This is a genomic window from Psychrobacter piechaudii (assembly GCF_900162825.1).
Taxonomy (GTDB): Bacteria; Pseudomonadota; Gammaproteobacteria; order Pseudomonadales; family Moraxellaceae; genus Psychrobacter; species Psychrobacter piechaudii.
This window is the reverse complement of the sequence record NZ_FUGE01000144.1, coordinates 33303-48086: the sequence shown is the minus strand read 5'-3', so window position 1 is coordinate 48086 and position 14784 is coordinate 33303. Positions and strand designations below refer to the sequence as shown.

Annotated in this window: 15 protein-coding genes; 9 read left to right on the top strand and 6 right to left on the bottom strand. The window is 41.1% G+C overall.

Features of this window, described 5'->3' with window-relative positions; translation table 11 throughout:
* Positions 1-367: 367 nt before the first annotated feature.
* The 3 genes from menA to A1019T_RS08195 all read right to left on the bottom strand — a co-directional run bounded on the left by menA (position 368) and on the right by A1019T_RS08195 (position 3224).
* Positions 368-1363, bottom strand: a complete 996-nt coding sequence (gene menA / locus A1019T_RS08205) for a 1,4-dihydroxy-2-naphthoate octaprenyltransferase (RefSeq protein ID WP_077451219.1) — start codon at positions 1361-1363, stop codon at positions 368-370.
* Between the two features lie 28 nt (positions 1364-1391).
* Positions 1392-2258, bottom strand: coding sequence for a CDP-diacylglycerol--serine O-phosphatidyltransferase (gene pssA / locus A1019T_RS08200; RefSeq protein ID WP_077451218.1), 867 nt, complete (start codon positions 2256-2258; stop codon positions 1392-1394).
* A gap of 90 nt (positions 2259-2348) precedes the next feature.
* A complete protein-coding gene (locus tag A1019T_RS08195; RefSeq protein WP_077451217.1) occupies positions 2349-3224 on the bottom strand; it encodes a 23S rRNA (adenine(2030)-N(6))-methyltransferase RlmJ in 876 nt (291 codons plus the stop codon).
* Positions 3225-3445: 221 nt separating this feature from the next.
* Here A1019T_RS08195 and A1019T_RS08190 point away from each other — a divergent pair, with 221 nt between their 5' ends.
* The 4 genes from A1019T_RS08190 to A1019T_RS08175 all read left to right on the top strand — a co-directional run bounded on the left by A1019T_RS08190 (position 3446) and on the right by A1019T_RS08175 (position 6852).
* Positions 3446-4303 carry a 2OG-Fe(II) oxygenase gene (locus tag A1019T_RS08190; protein ID WP_244156588.1) on the top strand — a complete coding sequence of 286 codons (858 nt, stop codon included), beginning with the start codon at positions 3446-3448 and terminating at the stop codon, positions 4301-4303.
* A 94-nt stretch (positions 4304-4397) separates the two neighbouring features.
* Positions 4398-5600 carry a succinyl-diaminopimelate desuccinylase gene (gene dapE / locus A1019T_RS08185; RefSeq protein WP_077451216.1) on the top strand — a complete coding sequence of 401 codons (1203 nt, stop codon included), beginning with the start codon at positions 4398-4400 and terminating at the stop codon, positions 5598-5600.
* A gap of 44 nt (positions 5601-5644) precedes the next feature.
* Positions 5645-6382: a hypothetical protein gene (locus tag A1019T_RS08180; RefSeq protein ID WP_077451215.1), complete on the top strand. Its 738-nt coding sequence runs from the start codon at positions 5645-5647 to the stop codon at positions 6380-6382.
* Between the two features lie 62 nt (positions 6383-6444).
* Positions 6445-6852: a hypothetical protein gene (locus tag A1019T_RS08175; protein WP_077451214.1), complete on the top strand. Its 408-nt coding sequence runs from the start codon at positions 6445-6447 to the stop codon at positions 6850-6852.
* A 115-nt stretch (positions 6853-6967) separates the two neighbouring features.
* On the opposite strand, the gene iscX is transcribed toward A1019T_RS08175, so the two are convergent.
* Together iscX and A1019T_RS08165 are read right to left on the bottom strand one after the other, a co-directional pair.
* Positions 6968-7174 (bottom strand): Fe-S cluster assembly protein IscX, encoded by a 207-nt coding sequence (gene iscX / locus A1019T_RS08170; RefSeq protein ID WP_077449753.1) that lies wholly within the window; start codon positions 7172-7174, stop codon positions 6968-6970.
* Between the two features lie 116 nt (positions 7175-7290).
* Positions 7291-7866, bottom strand: coding sequence for an acyl-CoA thioesterase (locus A1019T_RS08165; RefSeq protein WP_077451213.1), 576 nt, complete (start codon positions 7864-7866; stop codon positions 7291-7293).
* A gap of 323 nt (positions 7867-8189) precedes the next feature.
* On the opposite strand from A1019T_RS08165, the gene A1019T_RS08160 reads away from it, so the two are divergent.
* The gene (locus A1019T_RS08160) at positions 8190-8480 is read left to right on the top strand and encodes a co-chaperone GroES (protein ID WP_028859774.1); all 291 of its coding nucleotides are present in this window, start codon (positions 8190-8192) and stop codon (positions 8478-8480) included.
* 136 nt (positions 8481-8616) lie between these two features.
* Complete coding sequence (gene groL, locus A1019T_RS08155; protein ID WP_077451212.1) at positions 8617-10263, top strand: chaperonin GroEL; 1647 nt, start codon at positions 8617-8619, stop codon at positions 10261-10263.
* Between the two features lie 160 nt (positions 10264-10423).
* Here the strand turns inward: groL and yaaA are convergent, their stop codons facing one another.
* Entirely contained in the window at positions 10424-11236 is an 813-nt protein-coding gene (gene yaaA, locus A1019T_RS08150) for a peroxide stress protein YaaA (protein WP_077451211.1), read from the bottom strand.
* Positions 11237-11667: 431 nt separating this feature from the next.
* Here yaaA and A1019T_RS08145 point away from each other — a divergent pair, with 431 nt between their 5' ends.
* From A1019T_RS08145 to A1019T_RS08135, 3 genes are all read left to right on the top strand, one after another.
* Entirely contained in the window at positions 11668-12801 is a 1134-nt protein-coding gene (locus A1019T_RS08145) for a Re/Si-specific NAD(P)(+) transhydrogenase subunit alpha (RefSeq protein ID WP_077451210.1), read from the top strand.
* Positions 12802-12906: 105 nt separating this feature from the next.
* Complete coding sequence (locus A1019T_RS08140) at positions 12907-13290, top strand: proton-translocating transhydrogenase family protein (protein WP_007394003.1); 384 nt, start codon at positions 12907-12909, stop codon at positions 13288-13290.
* A 17-nt stretch (positions 13291-13307) separates the two neighbouring features.
* Entirely contained in the window at positions 13308-14696 is a 1389-nt protein-coding gene (locus A1019T_RS08135) for an NAD(P)(+) transhydrogenase (Re/Si-specific) subunit beta (protein ID WP_077451222.1), read from the top strand.
* Positions 14697-14784 lie beyond the last annotated feature (88 nt).

Below are 14784 nucleotides of genomic sequence, written 5' to 3'. Positions count from 1 at the left end.
TCCTCATCCCGAAAAGAGATAAGCCCAACTTTAATTTTTAGCATCCTAAATCAGCAAAAATCCACACAAGTTGTTCTTTGATTTTAGCTTTTAAATAGTGCTTAGCTTGTCGTCCAAGTCTAAGTTTATTCTTTCGCTTCGCTCGGTTGTTATTAATTAGTAACAACGTTATTGCTTAGCAGGCTGACTATTATATACATTTGAATATCGTTGTCAACACTTAATTTTAATTCTTTCTAAGTGAACTAGCTTTCAATCTCTCGATTTATTGCCCGATGTCCGTCTTAGTGAGGGCGTATTATAGACCCCTTATTTTTTGTGTCAACTGCCTTTTAAAGTTTTTTGAATTTATTTTAAGACCTTCATTTTAAAACAGATGTCTGAGACCAATACCAAGCACAAATAGCAGGTTAATGATAAGCGTCAACTTAACGATTACTTTTAATTGACTACCTATCAACACGGTATTCACCCTACTATTATCATTAACCGTAGTGAAACCAGGAGTATTATCTACTGGCTTCGCAGAATAGATAACTGCTAAGTGTTTAACTATTAAAGGCAGGGCCAATAACCATAACAAGCTATAAGAGTTATAGATAACACCGTATAGCAAATAGCATAGGATAGATAAGAGCATTAATAGTGCATAACCCATCCTCATCCTTTTGCTACCTAACAACACAGCAAGGGTTATTTTTCCTGCTTGCTTATCACTATAGATATCTCGCATATTATTAACAAATAAAACGCAGGCTGCCAATCCACCGCATCCAGTCGCTGGCACCAAGTGATTTAATAGAATTTGACCAGTTTGCAGGTAAATACTTCCTAACACCGCAAGCCAACCAAAAAATATAAGAACAGCCACCTCACCCATAGCTCGATAGCCATATGGTCGTTTGCCCATGGTATAGGCCATGGCTGCAATAATAGCCAATATTCCGAAACCTAAAAAGATTAGAAAGTCGCGTAGATTATCAAAGCCAATCGCTATTAAGGCTACCCCTGAAACAAAAGTGATTAACGCCCATCCAAATATTAGACGTTTGAACTGACTCGGTTGCAATAATCCTTGTGCTGTCATACGTTCAGGACTATTAGCATCTCTAAAATTATCGGTTCCCTTAACCCCATCTCCATAATCATTGGCTAGATTAGATAAAATCTGTAACGCCAACGCTACCCATAAGGTAAGAGCAAATACCACAAGGTTATGTCCGCTAATTGAAGTGGATGAAGCAAGTTGTGATAAAGCTAAGCCATTGCCGCAAATAATGCTAGCAATGGCTAAAGGGAAGGTTCGAGGACGAGTAGCTTGTAATAAAGCTTTTGCAGAGGAGGAAGCGGGAGGTTTATTCATAAATTAGTGCAGTAGGTTATAACTACTATTAATGACTCACTTTAGATTTGATGGTAGTAAATATACCTGACAAAGCATAAATAATCCCTATCGCCAAAATACCCACTGGAATATCGTAAAGCACAATGGCCATAACCAATACACCAATAATAAGGGCGACAAAAGGTACTTTCTTTTTATCAAACTCTTTGAAGCTATAGTATTTAATATTACTGACCATTAATAAACCGCAGATAACGACCCAAATAGCAGCGATAACCATAACTAGACCAGCGTACTGGCCTATCCATTGATTGTGATCGATAGCGACCATGACAGAGCTGGTCACTAAGATAGCCGCTAACGGACTGGCTAGGCCCACAAAGTATTTTTTATCGACCTCACCAATCTGCACATTAAATCTAGCTAAACGGAATGCCGCACAAGCCGTAAATATGAAGGCACAGCCAATACCTACTCTACCCAAAGGCTGTAATGCAAAACTATAAATTAATATAGCAGGAGCTACCCCAAAGGCCAGCAGATCTGCCAAAGAGTCATACTGCTCGCCAAAAGGACTTTGTGCATTCAGCATGCGAGCAACACGCCCATCGGCCCCATCCAAAATAGCCGACAAAAATATCGCCAATGAAGCTTTATAAAACTCGCCTTGAGTACTCGATAGGATTGAGAAAAATCCAGAAAGTAAAGAAAGCGTGGTAATCAAGTTAGGAGCCAAATAAACTCCGCGACTGACCACAGGTTTACCATCAGCAACTTCGTGCTCAACAACTTCAAATGTTAAGGCATCTAAACCCTCTATACCCGAATCAGTAGGGCGTGTAGAAGTAGATATATCAGGCTGTGCTGCCTCTGATCTGACAGCTTCTGAACTCAATTGATGTGGGGGCTTCATACTAAATCCTTTATTGATCAAAAGCCAAGCCACTTAGTTAATAAACAACCTAAACATGAATTGCTTAATACCAAGTAGCCTGGTAAATCGTTACTCGCCTACTAGCCAGCGTACACTTACTGCTTGGCTCTGAGGTAATTCAGGAGCATCTTCTGGACGCATTAAAGGCTGAATGAAATTTAGAATTTCACGAGCATGCTGATCAAATTTCCAAGGGGGATTAATAATAAGCATACCTGTTCCATTCAGACCTACCGCCACATCATTAGGGTAGATATTAAGCTCACATAACAGCTGCTTACGAATCCCTGTACGCTTCATTTTTTTATAAAAAAGCTCAACGGCTTCAATATTTTTAATTGGGAACCAAAGAGCATAAACCCCTTGTGGCCATTTAGTCATCGTCGCAACCAACAGCTCGATCAAACGAGTAAAGTCTTTATGTTCCTGCTCATAAGGAGGGTCTATTAAAATGACACCACGACGCTCTACTGGGGGAATAACCGCAGGAATACCTTCAAAAGCATCACGGTTATGAATGCCAATAGGCAATTGATAAAGCTGATAATTTAACGCATCGTATTCAGCGTTTTTAAACTCAAACGCTTCGGCTCTTATTTCAATCTCAGGGTTTTGTTGAACATGATTGGCAATCCACCATGGAGAGCCCGGATAAACATGTCTGTCATAAGTTTGACGCGCCTGTTTAATATCCTCAACATACTGACGCACGGCATCAGGCGCTTCAGAGATATCCGCGTCTAAAATCTTTTGCACACCTGCTTTGGCCTCGCCCGTCTTGCGAGCCTCTTCACTGCTTAATGAGTAAAGACCGCGTCCGCCATAAGCGTCTAGCGCGTAATAAGGTTTGCCCTTAGTGCTCATTTGATTAAGCAGTTGAACCAATAAAATGTGTTTTGCAACGTCGGCGAAATTACCGGCGTGATAGGCGTGTTTGTAATTCATAAGTTAGCTTGTTTTAGTGTAGAAAGGTTTGTTTTCAAAAATTAGTTCTATGGTAGCATAAGCTGGTTTAAAATAAGTATATTAATGGTTAATAGCCCATTATGGCACCAACATTGCCATTAATTTACTGTTAAACTGACTTTTAACTTATACCCTATCTGGTCAGTTTTACATAAGCTCATCCTTGGGCTCTATAAAAACGAACCTCAGAGATTCCACCAATGACTAAAGTCGTTAAGACGACCATCGCAACTATTGAAAGTAACTTAACCCCCACCTCTTATAATTTCCAAGATCCAATCACAGCGGCTATTCCTCCTCCGCTACTTCCAGAAGATTTAGCGACCTCTAAAGAGCAAGCTCGCCAAGCGTTACAGCAGCTGCCTCCCGATGCTACTTTTAGTCAACAACATAGTCATTTAATCGACATTGATTTAACTGAGACGCAAAAAACTCTCGATCAATCTGATTTTGAAGCAAAATGGGAACAAAGAATAGATGATAAAGCCTTAGAGCTTCTCATTCATGATGGGTTTATCGTTCTAGACGATGTGTATTCTCAAACCGCACTACTTGCCTTACAAGCCGAAAGTGGCTTCATCGACTATCGTGATGCAAAACTGACTGAAGGCGTGCGTAAGACTGATATCCGTGGAGACCGTATTCGCTGGATTACCAAAGATTTTTATGCAGGCTATCATTATCTACAAAGTATCAATGAATTGGCTTTTTTCCTAAACCGTACTTTGTTTGCTGGTATTCGTCATAGTGAGGCGCATTACGCCTGTTATCCACCTGGTTTTGGCTATAAATGGCATTCTGATAACCCTATCGGACGCGATGAGCGGGTAATCTCGGCAGTATTTTATCTCAATGATGAGTGGGAGGATGCTGATGGGGGTCAAATTTCTATTATAGACAGTCATAATCAAAGCTACCAATTGCTGCCTAAAGCCAATCGATTAGTTATTTTCGACAGTAATTTACTGCATCAGGTCGAGATAGCGCATCGTCAACGCTACTCTATTGCCACTTGGCTACGTAGTGATGAAGCTTTGATAGTTGCAGAGCCTTTATAAGGCTGTTACTTTTTATTAAATATGAGCCTATTGGTTCTCTGAGGGCCAGTCGCTAGCAGTCTTTATTTTCTATTTCATATATTTAAGGGAAATTATGAGTTCTAACCACACCACTGAGCAGTCCAATCATCAACAAACCTTAGAGCTTAGTATTGAGCTAATGCGCCGAGATTCTGTTACTCCTCTCGATAAAGGCTGTCAGGAGGTGTTGGTTGAGCGTTTAAGCCCGATTGGATTCGAGCATGAGTTTATGTATTTTGGTGATGAACAAGCCGGTGGTCAAAATGCTCAGGTAAAAAACCTATGGGCCAGACGTGGAAGCCAAGACCCTGTAGTTTGTTTTGCTGGTCATACTGATGTGGTGCCTACCGGTAATGTCGATAATTGGAAAATCCCCCCGTTTGAGCCGACTGTCAAAGAGGGCTATCTTTGGGGACGTGGTGCTGCCGATATGAAAACGGGTATCGCTGCCTTTACTATCGCTGCAGAAAACTTTGTTAAAAATCATCCGAATCATAACGGCTCAATTGCCATGCTGATTACCTCTGATGAAGAGGGTCCTTCGATAAATGGTACGGCAAAAGTAGTCGAAGCCTTAGAAGCTCGTAATGAAAAAATTACTTATTGTTTGGTTGGCGAGCCATCAAGCACCGATACTGTAGGTGATATCATAAAAAATGGCCGTCGTGGCTCACTAGGTGGCATACTTACGGTCACCGGTAAACAAGGTCATGTCGCTTACCCTCACTTAGCGATTAACCCAATCCATGCTCTCTTGCCAGCATTAGCCGAATTTACCAATACTCAATGGGACAGCGGTAACGACTTTTTCCCGGCCACTTCTATGCAAATTTCAAATATCAATGGAGGTACTGGTGCCAATAATGTGATTCCTGAAACGGTAGAAGTGGTATTTAACTTTAGATTCTCGACTGAAACGACAGAAGAAGAATTGAGAGCCAAAACCCATGAAATCTTAGATAAGCACTTTGCAGGTTGTGATGCTACCTATGAGATTGAGTGGAAATTATCAGGTTATCCCTTCTTAACCGCTGAGGGTAAACTTGTCGATGCGTGTAAAGTAGCCATTAAAGAAGTGACTGGTATTGACACTACCCTATCCACTTCAGGCGGCACTTCTGACGGCCGCTTTATTGCCCCAACTGGTGCGCAAGTGGTTGAACTGGGTGTACGTAATGCTACCATCCACCAAGTTGATGAACGTGTTGAAGTTGATGATATAGGTAAATTGGCGCAGATTTATGAACGCATGCTAGAAGAGTTGTTGTTGGATTAAAGAATCTTTAATAGAGTATTAGCAACTTTACTTAGGAGTATGTTATGAACCTTAAACTAAAACCTGTCTTACTGACCTCAGTAGTTGCTATAAGCATGTTATTAAATGCTTGTAACATTACCTCACATAACCAAGTAACTTCAGAGCCTATTGATAAGGTAGCCGAACAATCAAAAATTCGTATTGACTGGTCGAAAATTGACAGTGAGTCAAAAGTACCAAAGGATAACGGGCCTCAAGAGGTTAACTATCCACGACATACGATAGAACTCGCAAAAGCCGTGAATAGACCTGTCGCTGATATCTATAGACATCAGACAGTCTATGACTCACCAGAAGTCGAGCAGGTGCTTGATAAAATAAGGACTCAGCTTGGTGACAGCTATGTAGATATATATGGTAATGGTGAAGGTGTACCAAAATATTTTATTGTCACTCGGCAGAATGTTATTGCAGAGAGTTATGAATATGTGGTTAAGACTGGAGAGGCTAAAGGTTTTAGCATAGATTTTGAGATACTACCTATAGCTGATAGAAGTAAAGAGGCTATGTTAGATGTTTATGATAGCGAAGAAGATATAGAGAAAATCGAGAAAATTATTAAGAAATATGGTGGAGAAATGCAAGGATTAGGCTTTACACCTATTGGCTTTAAAATCACCGTAGACGGTTATTTTGAAAAGCCTTTAACACCTGCTCACCATGCACAGATGGAAAATGAGTTAAAACAGCTAACTGGAGTTAATATAGAAGTTAGAAGAACAGGAAGGGTTATTTTTTAGTGCGCTTTACCAGCCTCAAAACTTAAAAACCAACCTATAAATCTAATCTAGGAAAAAGTAGTATGAACGGTATTTCTAATTTTTTACCGTATCTATTGATAAGCGCTATATTGTCGATAACAGGCTGTCAATCCATAGCAGAGCATTCTAATACTTCATCAGATAATATAAATAAAATGGAAACTATAAGGGCTTACAACACACCTATATCAGAAGCGACTGCCATTGTAGCTATTATTAAGAAATATAATGCTGATATGGTGTTTATAACTCCTAAACCACATGAGCCAAAAATTGAAGTTGGTGCTTGCTTTTATAACAAGTTATCCACTGATTTAAAAAGCAGTATTGAAAGTGAGTTAAGTCAAACCATAGGTAAAAACGTTGTTATAACACCGACGGCGAACCTCACTCTACCTATTGGCGGTTTAAATGAGTCTGCTTATAAAGATGATCCTTGTTTTTATTAAAATCTCAATACTTAATATTTATGGATAATAGCATGGCCTAAAAAAGCCAGTTTCTTTAAAAGAAACTGGCTTTTTAATGACTTTATTTTATAAAACTAGATTTTATAGAGCTAAATTAATCCGCTTCATCAATCCAGTTCATCTGAATGGCTTCCAAGATGCCTTCGTTCGAGCGATTTGGATCATCGTCAAAATTTTCAAGCTCGGTTACCCAGCGGTGTAAATCGGTAAAACGAATGTATTGTGGATCTGTATCTGGAAACTTTTCATAAAGTTCAATAGCGATATCTAAGCTGTCGGTCCATTTAAGTTTCTGATTCATAGTGATTTCCTTTTTATGAAAGTATTTTTTTAGTAATACGTGAACTAAAACTGGTATACCCTCAATCCTAACAAATATGAAAGCATGTATATAGCCAGTTTTATCAAAGCCAAACTTTACTGAGACTTAATCGCCATTTGGTTGGCATTCCAAGTTTCAATAACTTCGGTCAAGCTCTCACCTTGCATTCCTATGCATGAGGGTAACTGCTTACCCTTTTTATTAAATAAAACAAACTTAGTAAGCCCCACAGCCATTAACGTATCTTTGACATAGAAGTGATGCTGGAAATAGACATACTTCTCATCCCATCCCTCTAAAGCACTGGTTACTGTCATTTTATCTAAGAATTTAATTTCCTTTAAATAAACCATCTCTTGCATAGAGATGATCCAATCTATACTCAACCCGCCAAAACCATTTTGCTTTAGAATTTTATACAGCCAAGCAGTCACGTTAATTTCAATAAAAGATAAGTAGCGATAATTGGGTAAGTGATCACGAAAACCCATGTCATGCGGTAAGACCCGGTAACTTCTACTAAAAGGACGGAATAAATCTTCAGTGGAGACTTTTACAGTATTATCGCTCCCTTGCTGCGCGGTCTTATTTTGTTCCGAGTTTTTATTCGACTCAGAATGCTCACGTTTTAGTAACGCCATCACTATAAAGAAGCGAATCAGCATATTCATTACTAGTCTCCAGACAAGGGTAAATCAGATTTTCAAAGGATGTTATTGGCTAAATAGCCCGTTAAATAAAACTATTTACACAAAGCATAAGTTCGTCGCAGGCAATAGTCTATACAGCCGTTGACCACTTGTCAGTCAACTTAATAAAAAATTTGCTCGTTTAAGGTTGAAAATCTAGTCCATTAACCCCATTTTTAGGACAGCCCCATAGCTCATAGCAAAATTTCATCTAACACCCTTGAAATTTTGCTAAATAACAATACCTTCTTGAGTGATATGGGTACCCTTTTATCAACTTAATTAATTTTTTAATGGAGTGAACAATGAATATTCGCCCTTTACATGACCGCATCGTTGTCCGCCGTGTGGAAGAAGAACAAAAAACTGCCGGTGGCATTTTATTACCAGGTTCGGCGCAAGAAAAACCATCTCAAGGCGAAATCTTGGCTGTTGGTAACGGTCAAATCCGTGAAAATGGTGAAGTTCGTGCTTTAGACGTTAAAGTTGGCGACAAAGTTCTATTCGGTCAATATGCAGGTCAAACCGTAAAAGTTGACGGCGAAGAACTATTGATTATGAAAGAGTCTGACGTATTGGGTGTCTTAGAAGGTTAATCTAAAGGATTAATAATCTTCTATTGGCTTAGGCAATCCACTATTACAAAAACAGATTGGCTAAGCCAATAAGCTCCAATCAACTCTAATAAAATAAATTAACACTCATTAACTAAAATAACTGGAGAGTATTCTCATGGCTAAAGACGTAAAATTTGGCATTGACGCTCGTAAACAGATGATGGACGGCGTAAACATTCTAGCGAACGCTGTTAAAGTAACCTTAGGTCCTAAAGGCCGTAACGTGGTTATCGATAAATCTTTTGGCGCGCCTGCAATCACTAAAGATGGTGTATCAGTTGCCAAAGAAATCGAACTAGAAAATAAATTTGAAAACATGGGTGCACAGCTGGTACGTGAAGTCGCTAGTAAGACTAACGACGTAGCTGGTGACGGTACTACTACCGCAACTGTATTGGCTCAAGCTATCCTAGTTGAAGGCATGAAGTCAGTAGCTGCTGGCATGAACCCAATGGATCTAAAACGTGGTATCGACAAAGCGGTTGCTGCTGCTGTGCAAGAAATCCACAATATCTCTACTCCAGCTGATGATTCTAAAGCCATCGCTCAAGTAGGCTCTATCTCTGCTAACTCAGACACCAAAATCGGTGAGCTAATCTCTGAAGCTATGGAAAGAGTGGGCAAAAAAGGCGTAATCACTGTTGAAGAAGGTTCAGGCTTCGAAGATTCACTAGAAGTCGTTGAGGGTATGCAGTTTGACCGTGGCTATATCAGCCCCTACTTCGCTAACAAGCAAGACAGCTTAACCGCTGAATTTGAAAACCCATTCATTTTGCTTGTTGACAAAAAAATCAGCAACATTCGTGAAATCGTGCCATTACTTGAGCAAGTAATGCAGCAAAGCAAACCACTACTAATCATTGCTGAAGATGTAGAAAACGAAGCACTGGCTACCTTAGTAGTGAACAACATGCGTGGTGGTCTGAAAACTTGTGCGGTTAAAGCCCCAGGTTTCGGTGACCGTCGTAAAGCCATGTTACAAGACATCGCTATCCTAACTGGCGGTACAGTAATCTCTGAAGAAGTAGGTTTAAGCTTAGAGAGCGCAACTATCGAACACTTAGGTACTGCGAAGAAAGTAACTGTGGGTAAAGAGAACACAGTTATCGTTGATGGTGCTGGTTCTAAAGCTGATATCGAAGCACGCGTTGAGTCTATCAACCGTCAAATCGAAGAATCTACTTCAGATTACGACAAAGAGAAACTACAAGAGCGTGTTGCGAAACTATCAGGTGGTGTTGCAGTAATTAAAGTAGGTGCTGCTACTGAAACCGCTATGAAAGAGAAAAAAGACCGTGTTGACGATGCGCTACACGCGACTCGCGCTGCAGTAGAAGAAGGTGTTGTACCTGGTGGTGGTGTTGCTATGGTTCGTGCTTTAAATGCACTAGCTGACCTACAAGGCGACAACGACGACCAAAACGCAGGTATCAACATTTTACGCCGTGCGATGGAAGCGCCACTACGTCAAATCGTAACCAACGCAGGTGATGAAGCCTCTGTAGTAGTGAACGAAGTTAAGAATGGTTCTGGTAACTACGGTTATAACGCAGCCACTGGTGTATACGGTGATATGTTAGAAATGGGTATCCTTGACCCAGCTAAAGTATCTCGTTCAGCACTAGAGCACGCAGCTTCTGTTGCAGGTCTGATGCTTACTACTGAAGCGATGATCACTGATAAGCCAGAAGACAATGATGCTATGGCTGGCATGGGTGCTGGTGGTATGGGCGGCATGGGTGGTATGGGCGGCATGATGTAATCATCCCCCTTCCCCTTACTTGCTCATGATACGCTAAGTGCGTAACTGGCAAACAAAACCCCGATAGGCAACCGCTTATCGGGGTTTTTTATTGTTTAGGCTCTTCTGGTGCAGCTTAAGAAATTACCGCTTATAAATCTTAAAGCTGTTAATCAACAGGTTACTGATCCGCCTCATCCCGTCTAAAGGTCCAGTTATGCTCATCAGACAGCTCATCCACATAATAATAACCGTCTAAATCAAATTTCTTTAGCTCCTCTGCCTTGGTTATCTTGTTATCCGCGGCATATTTCACCATAAGACCCCGTGCTTTTTTGGCATAGAAGCTAATCACTTTATATTTACCATTTTTTTCATCTTCAAAACGTGGGGTGATGATCTCGGCATTAAGTGATTTCTTTTTGACAGCTTTGAAATATTCATTAGAAGCCAAGTTGATTAATACATTGTCTTCACCTTGCCCGCTTGACTCTCTCATTCTTTGATTGATAACTTCAGTGACTTCTTCTCCCCAAAATTGATACAGGTTATCGCCACGGTCATTCTTTAATTTGGTGCCCATCTCTAAGCGATAAGGTTGAATTAAATCAAGAGGTTTTAATACCCCATATAACCCTGACAAAATACCTAAATGCTCATTAAGATAAACCACCGTCTCTTTATCTAAGTTATACACATCAAGACCGGTATAAACATCTCCGTCAAAAAGATAAGCCGCGGCTTTGGCATTGGTTTCATCAAAGAGTTTTTGTTCACTCCAAGCCCAATCCTGATTACGCTGCGCATTTAGTTGCGCCAAATCATCAGAGATACTCATCAGCTCCTGCAAATCTACAGGCTCTTTAGACTTCAATATTTTCATCAATTCTTGAGCATGCTCAATCAGCTGGGGCTGACTATAATAATTTCCCACATTGACCGGAACCTCATCGCTCTCATTTAGACTTTTGGCTGGAGACAATACAAAGTACATCGCTTTATCCTCAAGTTATTTTATTTCTAGCTTAGTTTCATTCTTAGACTCGCTATAGTTTAACAAGTTTAAGCCCTTCCTGACCAATCTCTAATCACTAACTTAATTTTAATTTATCTTGAAACACTGATAATTTTTTCTCGCATTTATAGATAACCTTGTGTTATGTTTCCATCTAACTTTAGCAAAGCACATAAATTAAAGTTTGTTATTAAATTTAACTGGTCGGTCATATTTCTACGATGAATTATTTTAATTTATATTCTTATAATAAATTCCCATGATGGTATTCGGTTAGCCATTTATTAAATTGATAACCATTAGTTTGAATATCATTAACCAGATGTTTTCACCACGGAATATTAGATGTTTAGACAGCATCGGGTGAATTTAGTCAAAACTTAGATCAATTAATCAAGCTAGGAGCGAACATGATAATAGGCACAATCCAAGCCAAGCAGGCATTTGAAGGACGCGTTGCAATTACGCCCGACTCAGTAAAGAAACTTATTAAGCTTGGTCATGAAGTGATTATTGAATCTGGTGCAGGTCAACATGCCTATTATGATGACATTGCTTATCTCAATGCCGGTGCTAAAGTCGCCAGCGAATCTGAAGTACTGTCTCAATCAAACATTATTTGTGTGGTTCAAAACCTGACTGCAGAGCAGATTGCCCAATTGTCTGCCGGTAGCATCGTCATTGGTATGCTTGACCCTTACCGCAATGATCAGCTGGACAATTATGCACAGCAAGGAGTCACTGCCTATGCGATGGAACTGCTACCCCGCACCCTATCTCGCGCACAAAACATGGATGTTCTGTCTTCACAAGCCAACTTAGCCGGTTATAAAGCAGTACTAATGGCAGCCAATGAATATGCTCGTCCCTTCCCTATGTTTATGACCTCGGCCGGTACGGTTAAGCCTGCAAAAGTGGTTATCTTAGGGGTGGGTGTGGCTGGTCTTCAAGCCATTGCTACTGCTAAGCGTTTGGGCGCTGTGGTTGAAGCCAGTGACCTACGTCCCGCCGCCAAAGAGCAAGTGGAGTCATTGGGCGGTAAATGGCTAGATGTACCAATGAGCGATGAGGAAAAAGAAAAAGCCAAGTCTACAGGTGGCTATGCTTGGACCCCTTCTGAGCAATATATGAAAGATCAGGCTGCCGTGGTCGATAAAGCGGTCTCCAATGCAGATATTGTTATTACCACAGCTCAAATTCCAGGTCGAAATGCGCCAAGATTGGTGCATAAAATGACGCTAGACAAAATGAAAGCCGGCTCAGTATTAATCGATATGGCCGCAAGCTCAGGCGGTAACGTTGAAGGTACTGTCTCTGGAGAGACCATCATCACAGAAAATGGCGTACGTATCATCGGAGCCGCCAACATTCCAGCAAGCTTAGCTGCGCAGTCCTCTGACTTATATGCCAATAACTTAGTGAACTTTATTACCACTTTATTTGATAAAGACAACAACAATGCCTTAACGGTTAACCTTGAAGATGAAATTCAGGGAGCTTTAGCAGTAACCCATAGTGGTGAGGTGCGTTTACAACGTAGATAAAGGCTTGATAAGTCGGACAAATATTGCTGACTAAAGCCTCTGCGCTGTCAAAAATAATCCAAAAAGCTAAACATGAATATTTCAGAAAGATCTTAGGAGAAGATTATGCTTGCTACCTTATTAGCAACCGCACCACTGGGCGTTGCCGTAACTGGTGCTACCCCTTTCGTGGCCATATTCACCATCTTTGTATTGGCCATATTTGTGGGTTATTACGTCGTTTGGGGCGTTACCCCTGCCCTTCACACCCCTTTAATGGCAGTAACCAATGCCTTATCCAGTATCGTTATCGTGGGTGCGATGCTACAAACGGTTCATATTGATGGCAATGCCATTTCAGTGACCAGCTTATTGGGTGCCTTCGCTGTGTTTTTAGCCAGCATTAATATTTTTGGGGGTTTCGCAGTAACTGAGCGTATGCTTGCCATGTTCAAACCTAAAGCGAAAAAAGTAAACACAGCGGCTGATCAAAAAGGAGGTGACGCATGAATCCTGAATTAACTCAAATGAACTGGATTGCTGCTCACGCTGATTGGTTCTATTTAATAGGCGCTGTATTATTTATTCTTACATTACGCGGTCTATCTAGTCCAAAAACGGCCATTCGTGGGAACCGTTTTGGTATGGCTGCCATGGCCATTGCCGTAATTACCACCTTCTTCTTAGCAGAAGGGCCTGTACTTTGGCTTATCATCGGTGCGATGATCTTAGGTGCTTTAGTCGGTATGTGGAAAGCGAAAACCGTTGCCATGACCGAAATGCCAGAAACTGTGGCCTTAATGCACTCTTTCGTTGGTTTGGCTGCGGTCGCTATCGCCTTAGCCACTGTGCTTAACAGCACACACGAACACAGCACAATTGCTCGTGTTGAACTGTTCATTGGTTGCTTTATCGGTGCCATTACTTTCTCCGCCTCAGTGTTTGCCTTCGGCAAATTAGGCGCTAAGAAATGGGCTAAAACTGTCAATGGCGGCTGGGTTAAACCCTTACAGTTGATTCTTTTTGTGGCTATGGTTGCTTGTGGCGGCTGGTACTTCGTCACTGAGTCTATGCCAGCATTTTATGCCATGACTGTATTTGCAGTGTTATTCGGCTGGATGTGGATTGCCCCAATTGGTGGCGGTGATATGCCGGTGGTTGTGTCTCTACTTAACTCTTTCTCGGGTTGGGCAGCAGCGGGTATCGGTTTCACCTTAGGCAACTCAATGTTGATTATTGCCGGCTCGTTGGTAGGGTCATCAGGTGCGATTTTATCTTACATCATGTGTAAGGCTATGAACCGCTCATTATTAAACGTATTGTTTGGTGGCATGGGTTCAACCGCTGCTGTCGCCGGTAGCGATGATGGTGCCCCAAAAACTTACAAGTCTGGCTCTGCTGAAGATGCAGGCTTCTTAATGAGTAACGCCAGTGACGTTATTATTGTTCCAGGTTATGGTATGGCTCAAGGCCGTGCGCAAAATGCGGTAAAAGAACTTTATGAGCTTCTAAAGGAACAAGGCGTCAATGTTCGTTTTGCCATTCACCCTGTTGCGGGTCGTATGCCAGGTCACATGAACGTATTGCTTGCTGAAGCAGATGTGCCTTATGATGACATTTTAGAGATGGATGAGATTAACTCAGACTTCCCAAGTACAGATGTGGTATTAATCATCGGTGCCAACGACGTGGTTAACCCTTCTGCTAAAGATGATCCAGGTTCTCCAATCTTTGGTATGCCCATCCTTGAGGCCTCAAAAGCGCAAACAGTTATGGTGATCAAGCGCTCTATGAGTACCGGTTATGCTGGACTAGACAACCCCCTATTCTATTTAGACAAGACCATGATGATCTGCGGTGATGCGAAGAAAATGGTAGAAGAAATGGTACGCACTATTAACGGTGGCGGTCACTAGGCTTAATATTCGCTCAATACATCCATTGCATTAACATTAATATAAAAGGCAGCTTAGGCTGTCTTTTTTATTTTCTGAACGGGTTACT

What these genes read in the sequence shown, in the direction of transcription:
- A1019T_RS08135 (WP_077451222.1), top strand. Translation starts at nt 13,308, where the DNA reads ATGAACTGGATTGCTGCTCACGCTGATTGGTTCTATTTAATAGGCGCT.
- A1019T_RS08160 (WP_028859774.1), top strand. Translation starts at nt 8,190, where the DNA reads ATGAATATTCGCCCTTTACATGACCGCATCGTTGTCCGCCGTGTGGAA.
- A1019T_RS08195 (WP_077451217.1), bottom strand. Translation starts at nt 3,224, where the DNA reads ATGAATTACAAACACGCCTATCACGCCGGTAATTTCGCCGACGTTGCA.
- A1019T_RS08175 (WP_077451214.1), top strand. Translation starts at nt 6,445, where the DNA reads ATGAACGGTATTTCTAATTTTTTACCGTATCTATTGATAAGCGCTATA.
- A1019T_RS08145 (WP_077451210.1), top strand. Translation starts at nt 11,668, where the DNA reads ATGATAATAGGCACAATCCAAGCCAAGCAGGCATTTGAAGGACGCGTT.
- A1019T_RS08190 (WP_244156588.1), top strand. Translation starts at nt 3,446, where the DNA reads ATGACTAAAGTCGTTAAGACGACCATCGCAACTATTGAAAGTAACTTA.
- A1019T_RS08180 (WP_077451215.1), top strand. Translation starts at nt 5,645, where the DNA reads ATGAACCTTAAACTAAAACCTGTCTTACTGACCTCAGTAGTTGCTATA.
- yaaA (WP_077451211.1), bottom strand. Translation starts at nt 11,236, where the DNA reads ATGTACTTTGTATTGTCTCCAGCCAAAAGTCTAAATGAGAGCGATGAG.
- iscX (WP_077449753.1), bottom strand. Translation starts at nt 7,174, where the DNA reads ATGAATCAGAAACTTAAATGGACCGACAGCTTAGATATCGCTATTGAA.
- dapE (WP_077451216.1), top strand. Translation starts at nt 4,398, where the DNA reads ATGAGTTCTAACCACACCACTGAGCAGTCCAATCATCAACAAACCTTA.
- A1019T_RS08140 (WP_007394003.1), top strand. Translation starts at nt 12,907, where the DNA reads ATGCTTGCTACCTTATTAGCAACCGCACCACTGGGCGTTGCCGTAACT.
- menA (WP_077451219.1), bottom strand. Translation starts at nt 1,363, where the DNA reads ATGAATAAACCTCCCGCTTCCTCCTCTGCAAAAGCTTTATTACAAGCT.
- pssA (WP_077451218.1), bottom strand. Translation starts at nt 2,258, where the DNA reads ATGAAGCCCCCACATCAATTGAGTTCAGAAGCTGTCAGATCAGAGGCA.
- groL (WP_077451212.1), top strand. Translation starts at nt 8,617, where the DNA reads ATGGCTAAAGACGTAAAATTTGGCATTGACGCTCGTAAACAGATGATG.
- A1019T_RS08165 (WP_077451213.1), bottom strand. Translation starts at nt 7,866, where the DNA reads ATGAATATGCTGATTCGCTTCTTTATAGTGATGGCGTTACTAAAACGT.